The organism is Pelatocladus sp. BLCC-F211, assembly GCF_041928655.1.
Taxonomy (GTDB): domain Bacteria; phylum Cyanobacteriota; class Cyanobacteriia; order Cyanobacteriales; family Nostocaceae; genus Pelatocladus.
On record NZ_JBHFLM010000219.1, the window covers coordinates 24,063 to 36,423 of the forward strand.

The 12,361-nt window shown below is 40.0% G+C and carries 7 protein-coding genes and 5 pseudogenes; 9 read left to right on the forward strand and 3 right to left on the reverse strand.

Going from position 1 to position 12,361, the window contains the following annotated elements; all coding sequences use genetic code 11:
- Positions 1 to 21 precede the first annotated feature (21 nt).
- The 7 genes and pseudogenes from ACE1AT_RS26185 (at position 22) to ACE1AT_RS26215 (ending at position 8,874) form a co-directional block, all read left to right on the forward strand.
- Complete coding sequence (locus tag ACE1AT_RS26185) at positions 22 to 774, forward strand: class I SAM-dependent methyltransferase (RefSeq protein WP_374873740.1); 753 nt, start codon at positions 22 to 24, stop codon at positions 772 to 774.
- Between the two features lie 704 nt (positions 775 to 1,478).
- Positions 1,479 to 2,471 carry a Rieske 2Fe-2S domain-containing protein gene (locus ACE1AT_RS26190; RefSeq protein WP_374873742.1) on the forward strand — a complete coding sequence of 331 codons (993 nt, stop codon included), beginning with the start codon at positions 1,479 to 1,481 and terminating at the stop codon, positions 2,469 to 2,471.
- Positions 2,472 to 2,812: 341 nt separating this feature from the next.
- Positions 2,813 to 3,085 (forward strand): annotated as a pseudogene (locus ACE1AT_RS26195) (IS701 family transposase); the annotation flags it as partial.
- Between the two features lie 14 nt (positions 3,086 to 3,099).
- Complete coding sequence (locus ACE1AT_RS26200; RefSeq protein WP_374873744.1) at positions 3,100 to 4,209, forward strand: alkene reductase; 1,110 nt, start codon at positions 3,100 to 3,102, stop codon at positions 4,207 to 4,209.
- 595 nt (positions 4,210 to 4,804) lie between these two features.
- Positions 4,805 to 6,004: a transposase gene (locus ACE1AT_RS26205; protein ID WP_374873746.1), complete on the forward strand. Its 1,200-nt coding sequence runs from the start codon at positions 4,805 to 4,807 to the stop codon at positions 6,002 to 6,004.
- A gap of 365 nt (positions 6,005 to 6,369) precedes the next feature.
- Positions 6,370 to 7,764, forward strand: coding sequence for a cytochrome P450 (locus ACE1AT_RS26210; protein ID WP_374873748.1), 1,395 nt, complete (start codon positions 6,370 to 6,372; stop codon positions 7,762 to 7,764).
- Between the two features lie 60 nt (positions 7,765 to 7,824).
- Positions 7,825 to 8,874, forward strand: a complete 1,050-nt coding sequence (locus ACE1AT_RS26215; protein ID WP_374873750.1) for a hypothetical protein — start codon at positions 7,825 to 7,827, stop codon at positions 8,872 to 8,874.
- A gap of 10 nt (positions 8,875 to 8,884) precedes the next feature.
- Here the strand turns inward: ACE1AT_RS26215 and ACE1AT_RS26220 are convergent.
- Positions 8,885 to 9,076: pseudogene (locus ACE1AT_RS26220) on the reverse strand (ISAs1 family transposase); the annotation flags it as partial.
- A gap of 135 nt (positions 9,077 to 9,211) precedes the next feature.
- Here ACE1AT_RS26220 and acpP point away from each other — a divergent pair.
- Entirely contained in the window at positions 9,212 to 9,679 is a 468-nt protein-coding gene (gene acpP / locus ACE1AT_RS26225) for an acyl carrier protein (RefSeq protein ID WP_374873752.1), read from the forward strand.
- A 224-nt stretch (positions 9,680 to 9,903) separates the two neighbouring features.
- On the opposite strand, the pseudogene ACE1AT_RS26230 reads toward acpP, so the two are convergent.
- Both ACE1AT_RS26230 and ACE1AT_RS26235 read right to left on the reverse strand, forming a co-directional pair.
- Positions 9,904 to 10,141 (reverse strand): annotated as a pseudogene (locus tag ACE1AT_RS26230) (transposase); the annotation flags it as partial.
- A 146-nt stretch (positions 10,142 to 10,287) separates the two neighbouring features.
- Positions 10,288 to 11,346: pseudogene (locus ACE1AT_RS26235) on the reverse strand (transposase); the annotation flags it as partial.
- Positions 11,347 to 11,772: 426 nt separating this feature from the next.
- Between ACE1AT_RS26235 and ACE1AT_RS26240 the strand changes: the two are divergent.
- Positions 11,773 to 12,237 (forward strand): annotated as a pseudogene (locus ACE1AT_RS26240) (DUF4277 domain-containing protein); the annotation flags it as partial.
- Positions 12,238 to 12,361 lie beyond the last annotated feature (124 nt).

Here is a 12,361-nt window from a genome sequence, read left to right on the forward strand (position 1 = left end):
TTTAGTAAAAAGGAATTTTCCATGACAACCTCAGTTTTATTAACTAAAAAGTCTGCTTGGTCTTTTTTCTATCGGTTTGGTCTTTTTGATCCCGTCATCCCAATCAATTACGATCTCTCAATCAAAGGTGCTTTTGAAGCATTAGCGCCAAAGCCAACGAACCGAGTACTTGATGTCGGGTGTGGTAATGGCCGCCTGTTCTATCATGCTCGCTCGTGGTTAGCTGAGGGTGGGCGTTTAGTTGGGGTAGAACTGAGTAAAGGTGGAGCTGAGTCAGCACGGTATAGAACCGAGCAACTTGGGTTTGCAGACCAGATTACTGTTAAGCAGGGTGATATGCGTCAGCTAAAAGAGCTTGAGTTAGGAGTTTTTGATGGTGCAGTCTCTCACTTTTCCATCTATATGCTCCAGACCCAACCTGAAAGACAAGCAGCGGTTAAACAGGTTGGCAATTTGCTAAAGCCTGGAGCAAAATTTGTGTTTGCTGTACCCAGCGAAACTTGGTCTGTTCGAGAAATTTTCGCCGATGCTTGCCAAGTGGAATCAAAACGCAGTGACATCAACTGGTTGCACAGTGCTTTCCGCCAGTGGGTAGTCTATCCAATGACTGCCATTGGATTTCGCGATCTTGAAAAAGGACTCGATGAAGATCTTTTCCATAGATACACACCCGAAGAAATTACCGAACATCTAACAAAAGGAGGATTTGAGGATATACAAATTGAGCGTATTTATGGCGGCAACGGCTATCGTGCTGTAGCTAGAAAGATTTGAAAAAACCTTGAGCTAATTTAGTACTCAACCACATTAATTTTGATAGGTAAACCATTTTTAAGCTTATCCTTTCTTCCTCTGCGTTCTCTGCACCTCTGCGGTTTTTTATTTAACCCCTCAAAATTAATGCGACGAACCACTAGTGGTCTGGCAAGACATCTTTGCTAGGTAAACCATTTTTTAGACTCATCTTCTTTTCCTCTTCCTTCGCGTTCTTCGTGTCTTTGCGGTTCGTTCCTTACCCATCAAAGTTAGGTTGTCAGACCACTAGTATTCCACCACACCAACTTTGCAGAGTTTGTAGTAAGGGCTTTAGCCCTTAAAGTAGTTATAAAAGAGGACTAAAGTCCTGACTACGAACGTCGCTTTACCTAGCATACTTTGTGTGGCGGACTACTAGTAGTCTGGCAAGGGAACTTTGATGGGTAAGACGGGTGGATATTAGAAAAGCTTCTTGTTCACCATTTAACTTTAGTTGTTTTGGTGGATGAGGGCGATCTTGTACTGATACCGATTATTGGTAAGCTACTTCCACAGTTTGGAGGATGGCACTATGGTAAAAAAAGACATCGTAGACTTAAATGAGGCTGAGATTTCTCAACTGGGATCGCTAACTAAGACTGTTAAGCATAAGGCACGAAGCATCACCCGCGCGAACATTAGCACTAGTAATATTGAGTACACAAATCAATGAGGTTTCATTAATGAAAGCGTTTGATTACTGGCATCCTATTTTGCGAACAAAGGATCTGAAGCGTAAGCCAGTTAGCGTGAATTTTTGTGGAAGAGAAGTAGTTCTCTTTCGAGGTCAAGATGGAACATTGGCAGCCTTGGAAGATTGTTGTCCACATCGTAGAATGCGATTGAGCAAAGGTAAAGTCAAGGGGAATCGTCTAGTTTGCCCCTATCATGGTTGGAGCTATGATCAAAGCGGCAAAGGAATTAGTCCCAGCACATCAGCACTCTATCCATGCGTCAAATCTTACGAAGTCACTGAGCGCTGCTGTGCAATTTGGGTGAAGGAACACGGATCCACTGCTGAATTACCGACGCTCGCTAAACCCGGACTTCACCATGTATGTACTTTGCATTACCATATTCGAGCACCTCTGGAATTAGTAGTAGACAACTTCTGTGAAATTGAGCATAGTTGCACAACTCATATCCTCCTTGGACATGACTTAGAAGCAATATCCCTAGTTGAAAGTCGTATTGAAACTACTGATGATGCAGTGCGAATTATTAATAAGGGACCACAGAAGAAGATGCCTAGGTTGTTAGAGTACCTCCTTGGTTACAAGCGTGGTGATTTGTTTGTGGGCGAACTAGAAATTCTTTTTTCTCCGGTACGCGTCAATATAAGAAATTACTGGACTTCCTCTAATGCTTCTGAATGTCGGAAACGAGAGGCACAAGGTACTGTAGTTTTTAATCCAGTAAATGATCAAGAAACAGAAATAATGTTATTTTCCTTTATGTCTCAAGAATTATCTGTATTTAGTCGTCTCCTAAATCCTTTAGCAACCTTTTTACTGGACTTTGAAACAAGATTAGATCAAAAAATGCTGGAAGGAATAGCTGACAAGGATACAAAGCTTACAGGAGTACAGCTAGGCCGTTTTGATAAACCACTGGGACTCACTCGTGAACGCATAAAACGTCTGTACTGGCAAAGGGATTTTACTCCACTACCTTAATGAAAAGCCAGAATCAAGGTAATCATAATATGGTTCGCGTCTTCCCAGTCGGCGTAGATATAACATAGACACTGTTGGCGAAATATTTCTTAAGTGCGATTCGTTCTAAGGTGAATCCATAACCTTAGATGAACTTTTAGGGTTAAAACCTAGGACTTACGCATTGACAAGGTTGCCAAAAAGTACAGTAAGCGAAAACAAGGAAATTTTCAGGCGATCGCTAATTAACAGGGACACGTTCAAGACCGATAATACTTATGTTGTCTTGATGATATAGGGTTAGAGCTATCAGAGCAACTACTAAGGCATCAACAACCAAATGTGATTTGGACACGTATACTCTGTTCTTACTGGCAGAGTCAAAATATCCGGGTTGTAAGCGCTTGGCAGAGATTTTAGAAGGAATGTCTCATGATAGCGTCAATAGATTTTTATTGAGAGAACGTTATGAACCGAAAGATTTATTTTTGGAAGTAAGACCGCATCTTAATTTAACAGGTGGGACTTTAAGTGGAGACGATACAGTTATTGATAAACCTTATAGTGACCCGCTATTAACAGAATTAATTGGTTATTTTTGGTCAGGTAAACATCACCGTGTAGTTAAAGGTATTCAGTATCAATAATAATGACACCTAACATTAATCTTTTCTCCCCAGTACAGCTTGGGCCTTACACATTACTAAATCGAATTGTAATGGCTCCACTAACCCGGAATCGAGCTGGCATTAGAAATACTCCTGGGCTATTGAACGCAACTTACTATGAGCAACGAGTTTCGGCAGGCCTGATCGTTACTGAAGCTACACAAGTATCACCTCAGGGTGTTGGTTATCCTAACACTCCAGGTATTCATTCTCAAGAACAAATTGCTTGTTGGCGACTAGTTACAGATGCTATCCATGCTCGTGGAGGACATATATTTTTACAACTCTGGCATGCTGGAAGGATTTCTCACCCATCTTTGCAATTAGAGGGAGAATTACCCGTTGCTCCTTCTGCGATTGCACCAAAAGGTGAAATTATGACTTCTGAGGGTCTACAACCTTTTGTAACACCCCGTAGCCTAGAGATAGAAGAAATTTCAGGAATTGTTGAACAATTTCGGCTGGCAGCTAAAAACGCTATGGACGCTGGATTTGATGGAGTTGAGATTCATAGCGCAACTGGTTACTTGTTAGATCAATTTATTCAAGATAACTCTAATCAACGAACAGATAAATATGGAGGTTCAATTGAGAACCGTGTCCGACTCTTGCTTGAAGTAACCGAAGCTGTTACAAGCATCTGGGATAGAGATCGGACTGGCATTCGTTTGTCGCCCAATAGCACTTACAACGATATGTACGACTCCGACCCAGTGGCTACATTTAGCTACATAGCTCGTGCTCTCAACGATCTTGATGTGGCTTATCTTCATATTGTTGAACCTATTGTTGAAAATGATGTTCCCTTTTATGACAACGAAAGTGGTCTACGAGTCAGTAGCTTTCGGAAAATATTTAAGGGAACATTAATTTCAGGAGGTGGCTATGATCGTGCAAAAGGAGATGCTATCTTAGCTAAGGGGGATGCTGATCTGATATCCTACGGTAGGCTCTTTATTGCTAATCCAGACTTGCCTGAGCGTTTTGCTAAAAATGCTCGATTAAACAAGCCAGATCCTTCAACATTTTATGGTGGAGGAGAAGTTGGCTACATTGACTATCCTAGCCTTGAAGAAGTATTGTCAATTTAAAGAATTTGTCTTAGCTGATACTGTGAGCAAATCCAAGGTAGTAGCACGTCTAGTCTAGTTCCCGGTGCGAAACTCCAAACCCTTACGGCGATGATATACATCAAATATAAGGGCACCCACCCAAAACTTGAGCAGGAAATATATAGTATATTAGAACTAAGAAAGTCACTAAGGTAATCAAGGATGCTTGAGCCTACAACACTTGAGGGGACGATCAGCAGAAAAAATAAATTGATGATGGCGATTTTATCTTCTTCAAATCTCTTGGCATAAAAATGATGAGTGAATCTCAATCAAAGATGAATTTTTGAGCAAATTTTAATAGTTAATTGAATAGAAGTTAGGACCAGCCCTTTCAAGGTCTTGTAATTTCCCTCAAACTATAGTTAGTTGAAAAAATATAGTTGCAAGAGAGGGAATAGCTAGAATGGTTCTAGGTCAAGTGTTTGAGCGTTTTGTAGAAGAAAGTCCGGTTTCAGTAATGGTTCGCTGACTTCTCGAAACAATTTTATGTCCTGAGAAACTTGACGAGCTATTTGAGAAAAGCACCAAAACTCAATACACAAAAGAATTACTGTTCTCTACGGTAGTGGAGATGATGAATACAGTAGCTTGTGGGATTAGACCTTCAATTCATGCTGCATATCAAGCTAAAGCATCGCAAATAAACGTTTCGGTTACTTCAGTCTATAACAAGCTAAATGCAATGGAGCCTAATGTCAGTGCTGAATTAGTGAGGAATACGGGAGCTTCAATGGAAGCGATTATTCGTCATTTAAATGGAAGCTTACCCGATTGGCTACCTGGTTATCGGCTCAAAATTTTAGATGGTAATGCAATAGCGGCAAGTGAACATCGTCTAAAACCTCTTCGCAACTGTAACAGCGCGCCTTTACCAGGGCAATCATTGGTGGTACTTGACCCATCTCTAATGCTGGCAATTGATGTTTTTCCTTGTGAAGATGCTCATGCTCAAGAACGTTCCCTACTACATAAAGTTTTGACCACAATCGAAGAAGATGATGTGTGGATCGCTGACCGAAATTTCTGCACTTTGAACTTTTTGAGTGGTATCGTAGCTCGAAAAGGCTATTTCATTATCCGAGAGCATCAATGTTTTCCTTGGTATGATGCCTCAGAATTTCGCCATATTGGTTCAGTAGAAGGAGGAACAGTATTTGAACAAACTGTTAAAGTCAGTGATGATGAGGGCTATCTATCAAATATTCGGCGTATCAAAGTAATTTTAGATGAAACTACCCGTGATGGAGACTCAGAAATCTTTATCCTGACTAATCTTTCTACGGAGGTTGCCAATGCTTTAGTTGTGGCTCAAATCTACCGTAAACGCTGGAAGATTGAAACTTTATTCCAGATTTTAACTGAAATATTTAATTGTGAAATTAAGACCCTTGGTTATCCTAAAGCTGCTCTGTTTGCTTTTTGCGTTGCCTTAGTTTCCTACAACATCCTTTCTGTTATCCTAGCTGCTCTGAGAAGTATTCATGGCATTCAAAAAATTGAGCAAGAAGTGTCAAGCTATTATTTAGCTGATGAAATCAAGGGAACTTATCGTGGCATGATGATTGCTATTCCCCCAAAGGAATGGAAGGTTTTTGCAAAAATGAATCTCATTGAACTGAAGAACGTACTTCAAGATTTGGCAGCTAACGTTAATTTAGTTGTTTTTGCGTCCCATCCTCGCGCACCAAAAAAGACAAGAAGGACACTAAAACGCACTCGTCCTTCCAAAAGACCTCATGTTTCTACAGCTAAAATTCTATCCCGAAAATAATCCAAAAACAGACACCTTGAAAGGGCTGGTCCTAGAAGTATGTTTTTGAGTAGTACAGGTTTGCAGGCTCGCTCGATGTCCGAAGTTTTATATCTGAATTTTTTCAGCAGTTTCGCACCGGGGACTAGTCTAATTTGTTGGGTACAAATTAATCGATTGATTGATCTGTTTTCTTTCTCCCCTGCAGCCTCAACCCAAGATTTTAAGGTGGACGCGGTAGTAGGGTGATCGCTAGCGGAGGTAGGGTATGCGCGGAACCAGACTATAGCTCCAACTACAATTTAAGGTTTTCAGCAGTTCGCCAACAGTGTCTTCGCTACTTTTAACCTACTCTAACCTTGTAGATTACAAAAGGAGACTTCATAATGTCGTCTACAGATGTCAGAACGAGTTTTACAAACCGTAGTTCAGGACTCAAAACAATCCCCTCTGTTCACACATACAATCCTTTAGGCAGTACCCTCGCTTTTCAGCGCGATCCCTTAGGTTTTCTTTCGAGAATCGTTCACCAATACGGCGATATAGTCCAGTTTCGCCTACTTACAATACCAATGATTGTCATTAACCACCCTGAGTATTTCAAGCGAGTCTTGGTAGACAACAACCAGAACTACGACAAAGATGCTTTTCTCTTTAAGGTGGTCAGACCAGTTCTTAGAAATGGTCTTATTGGTAATCCTGGAGGTGAAAGCTGGCTTCGCCAGCGCCGACTGATGCAACCAGCCTTCCATCGCCAAAGTATTGCTAAGTTTGCGGAGAACATGACCAGTAAGACGCTAGAAATGCTACAACGCTGGAAACAAAAAGTAGCTCAAGGTCGAGTTATTAATGTAACAGATGAGATGGGGAATCTCGCGTTACAAATCGTGAACAAATCTCTCTTTAGCGTAGATGTTGGTGACAAAGTACGTATATTTGAGCAGGCATTTACAGAGGCAAACACTATTCTTGGTGCTTTTGCTCGTTTTCCATTCCCACCACTGAGTGTACCGACACTGTCTCATCGTCAGCTAAGAGCAGCAATACGAAGCTTAGATGAGTTTGTTTCGCTTGTCATTCACCAGCGTCTTCAAAGCAAAGAAAATTATGATGATTTGCTTTCTATGCTAATGCACGCCGTTGATGAGGAGACGGGAGAGGGTATGAGCATCGAACAACTGCATCATGAAGTTTTGAACATAATGGTGGGGGCATATGAAACGACAACCAATACACTTTCATGGATCTGGTATCTCTTGGCTCAACATCATGACGTAGAACAGCGGCTCCATACTGAACTCGACACCGTATTGGCAGGTCGCGTACCAACAATTGACGATATTCCCCACCTCCCCTACACTCGAATGATTATTGACGAAACGCTACGACTTTACTCACCGGCGTGGCAAACTATGCGTCGAGCGCGAGAGGAGGATAAGATCAATGGGTATTATATACCTGCACATGCTATCATTTTCTTAAACCACCATACGTTACACCGACATCCAAATTTTTGGGACGATCCTGAACGGTTTGCTCCTGAGCGTTTCTCTCCTGAACAAATTGCCAAGCGTCCACGTTACACCTATATTCCCTTCAGTAGTGGACCTCGTACCTGTATTGGTAATAATTTTGCACTAACAGAAATCCAGTTGATTCTTTCGACGATAGCACAACACTATCGCTTAGTTCTGCTTTCTGGATATCCTCCAGTAGAGAAATTGGCATTGATCTCGTTGCATCCAAAGAATGGCGTTCGTGTGAGATTAGAACACAGATGAGATAACACCGGATGCATGACATACCTAAAGCAACTTGTGACGAACGCACAATAGAGCATCATGGAGACAGTAATAATACCTGCAACATTCTGCCCTTTTGCACCACAGATCAATCCCCATGTTGAAGCAGCACAACTGCACTTGTCCAAGTGGGTGCAATCTTTTAATTTGGTACAGAACAAGACCGCACGACAACGTTTCATGCGAGCAAACTTTGCCTGGTTTGCTGCTTGTACTTACCCAAGTGCAGACGTTCATAATCTTTCCCTGGTCAGTGATTGGTTTGCGTGGTTATTCCTTATCGATGACCAGTTGGACGATGGTATCACTGGGAGGCAACTAGAGCAAGTGCAAAAGGTTATGGCTGAACTCCTCTCTGTCTTAGATGATATAAACACGTCCCCTCTTCTTTCGCCTCATTCTGCACACAGTTCTATTGCCATTGCATCACTTACTGATTTATGGCAACGAACATTTCTACAATCCAATGCTATCTGGCGTCAGCGCTTTTTTCGTCATGTTAGTAATTGTTTTGCCGCTGCCTGCTGGGAAGCACAAAACCGCGTTCAAGGTATCATTCCAAATGAGATTGCATACATTAAAAAACGGCGGGATACAGGAGCCATTTACATATGTTTGGATCTAATTGAAATAGTTGAGCATATTGATCTACCTTTATATGTGTACAACAGCCATATGTTTCAGCAGATTTTGGAAGCGACAAGTAATGTAATATGCTGGTGCAATGATATTTACTCTTTAGAAAAAGAAAAGTATCTTAATGAGCATCATAATCTCGTGTTAGTGGTACAATATACTCACCGTATCACGCAGCAAGAAGCGATAAACTATGTGAGTGACCTGATCTCTGCAGAAGTTCGACTGTTTTTGAACCTGGAACAACAGGTGTTGGCACTCTTTCCTATGTATACTCAGGATTTACAAAAGTATTTAGCTGGCATGAAATCGTGGATGCGTGGGAATCTGGATTGGTCAAGTCAAACAAAACGCTACAACTATTTGGCGAAAATAGTACCATCTGAGACAGTGGATTACCTTGAGAAGATTCTAAGTACAGCCCCAGGGTTAGCGCATCTCAAACGCTATTGACAGGTGGATTCTAGGAGAGAGTTGAGTTTGGGAGAGCCGCCGCAAAGACGGAAAGCATATACTGATCATTCATAGCGGCTCGCCGAGACTTTTGGCGAATACTGCGGCAGAAAGATGATTCTCGTTCTAAGGCATTGAGAGCAATGCGAAGGAGCAAAGCAAAATTCTGTGGACTGTGCAGAGAACGAATCCGACATTCATCCAAGTCGGCTTGTCAATAGGATTTGAGACGCGCTAGCCCTGGAGTTGTAACACAATCAAAAAAGATTTTATTCATAGCGGACAATTTGATAGAGCAATTTAGTAACACAAGGCAAAAGGCAAGAGTAAAGTTGAAATGAAACCCCTAATTTATAGCCATAATAAACAATACCTTGAAGGCTTACTGTCTGAACTCTGTAACTTCCACATGGAAGGTTTTCAAATTTGTAAAAACTGGCTTAAACCCCGTACTGGTAGTCCTCTAAACAACGAAGATATTCAACAATATCAACAAATTTTAATGATACTGAAGGAGATAGTTCAGCTAATGGAAGAAATAAAAATAGGCATTCAGCTTAACCAGTTAAAGAATATGAAAGTTTTTGAAAAAGTACAAGTAATTGTTGCAGAAAAGTTAGGAATCGAGCCGGAGCAAGCTGTTTGTATAGCAAATTATACATACGATTTAAATATTGATTCTTTAGATACATTAGAAATAGTTGCGGCTCTAGAACAAGCTTTCAACATCCAAATTCCTAATCAAGTTGCTTCAGCACCTTTAACGTTACAAAAAATCGTCAGTTATATTCAGTCAAAAAGTTGAGTTGCTCATTTAATTGGGGGTGAGATCAGCGATATCCTTTTCTGCTGCATCAAAAAAAGGTTCTTAGCAACTTTTGGTGATCTTGGTTGGGGCAAGGCAGAGGGCAGAAGGCAGAAGGAGGAAAGATATAATTGAGGTACTTCAAACTTGGTTCCATCAAACATTTCTAGAATAAGCCTCAAACATTATGATGTCGGTGCTAGGTCACCTAAGCTGCTACGCAGCTAAATTGAATAAACAGCGTTACCTTTATTTTTAATCTTGCGGTCCCATTGAATAATAAGACCTCCTTGGTTTAGTAATTGATTTAATAATTCTTCTAGCTACTCCACTGATTCAAATAATCTATGAGCTATATATTATGAGTGCTGAGTGCCAAACTAATTCAATTAAATTATAATCTGGACTATATGGTGGCAAGAATTCCAAAATAATGTTTGGCATTTCTTTCTCTATTTTTTCTAAAATGTCGGTTCTTGCGTACTTAGCGTGCTAAATTAATATTATAGTGCCAAGAAAGTAAAGCTCTAATTTCAAAATTGCGAAAATTCTCACATCTTGCACCTGGAAAGATGAATGTCAAAACCACAACTACGTGCAAGGTGAGCAAGGCGTTGAATATTAAGTAAAAGAAGATACACAACTATGTGAGAAAAAATAGACTCAAGGGCAGTTTGTGCAGCTTGTCCCCAATCAGGTGGTGATTCAGGCTGAATATGCAGATAAGTCCAATGAGCAATAAGGTAAGCTGTCAAAGAAAGAATAAGCCAGCGATACATACCCAGCAGAGTTGCTTGCCCAAAGCGATGCAAACCAAAACGATGCTTTGCGGTTTTGAACCATCCCTCAATCTGCCATCGACGCTTACCCCACCACTTGAGAGTAGAAGCTTTAATTGGGCGGGTAGACAAAACAAAACGTTTTTCTAGCTTGCCGTTATCGCGCTTTAAGTAATACCAAGAAACAGTAACAGGAAAGTTTAAGCCAACTAAATAAACCTGTTGTCCTTGTTGGTGTAAATGTCTTAAAAGTCTACCGTCAGCTAACTTACGACTAATAGCTACACCTGTAATAGCATGATATTTAAGCTTGCGTATACCCTCAAGAAATTCTATACTGCCGAAGGCTGTATCAGCTAAAATAATTGTCTGGAAGCGTTTAGTTAAAGATTGAGGTAAACGTTTAACCAGTTTCAGTCCAAGCTGTGCAGGTGATGGAGTTCCCTTACCTCTCCAAACACGGAAGCTCCAAGGAATACGGCATCTTCCTATGACTAAATAAACCACTACCAGATGTAGTCCACGCTTACCGTTATAGACTTTAATTAAATCATTAAAGTCTTTGAATTTACCGCGTTTCTCAAGAGTTGTTAGATCAATTATTACTTGTAAAAATGGTTTGCGTCCTTTGCCTGATAACGCTAACACTTTTAAAACTGTTTCTAATGCATAGGAGCGTATAACACGAATCATCTGCCTAGTTGACCAAGAATTGATATTTAAAAATCGGCTAATAGCACTGGGGGATTTTGTCTGGCTATGTTCAGGTAATGGATGTCCTTGTGCCTCTAAGAATAACGCCAGCATCGCTTTTAGGTTATCTTTTTGGTACTGTGTCGGCATCAGTTCTTTGAGGGTGTAAACTAAGTCTTGGGCGTGTGCAAGCATTGGAAAGTGCTTTATAACGATATATATTTCACGCCTTTTCTCTCATGTTTTGAGTTTCATAGGCAAACATATCCATGTCTTGGGTAAAAAAGTAACCGCCGACGGGAAATCTTGCTATCTCTGTAATATTACGTTTATTCTGTTTTATTTATAACCCACATTCCGCACTTCAATATGTAGTATTCTATGCTACACTAGAACTCTCTGGTGCGAGTAAATAAAAATACTCATAAGCTTTAAGTAAGTCAGTATTAAGAATTAGCCGGGGAGTTACAAACTATACAGTGATTGCATAGACTATGAATACTTAGTTTCAAGCTTTTTAGAAAACTCAATATACATTGTTTTATCGTTTATCGTGCCAAATTACTTAGATACCAAAAGTGAGACAATCAAAAAAACTCAAAAATATTTTAGAGAGAAAAAATGTCTCCAACATCAAAAGCAGAAATTAAAAATATCGATCATCTAGGAATAGTAGCTGGGCTAATTGATGAAATAGGAATAGTTGAAATAATTAATTCTAAATTAGGGATAGACCCTCGTGAGAAAGTTGCAGCGGGAATATTAGTGAAAGCTATTTTAATTAATGGATTAGGATTTGTATCAAGACCTTTATATTTATTTAGTCAGTTTTTTCAAGATAAAGGAATCGAAATATTATTGGAAGAAGGTGTAAAAAGTGAATATATAAATGACGATAAAATTGGAAGAGTCATGGACAAATTATATAAATATGGATTGAATAATCTATTTATAGAAATTGGATTATCAGTGATTAAAAATTTTAATATAGATACAAAATATTCACATTTGGATGCTACATCATTTCATCTACATGGAGAATATAAAAGTGATGAAAATAAAGATAAAGGTAAGGATTCAGGTGTGAGGTAGTTGACAGGGGTAATGTTCATGCGAGAACATCTGTAACATGAGTAAGGAAATGCCAGGACAGCAAAGCGATGAAGAACTTTACCAATTGTCTACTGAAGAATTGGTAGAAATCATCAAG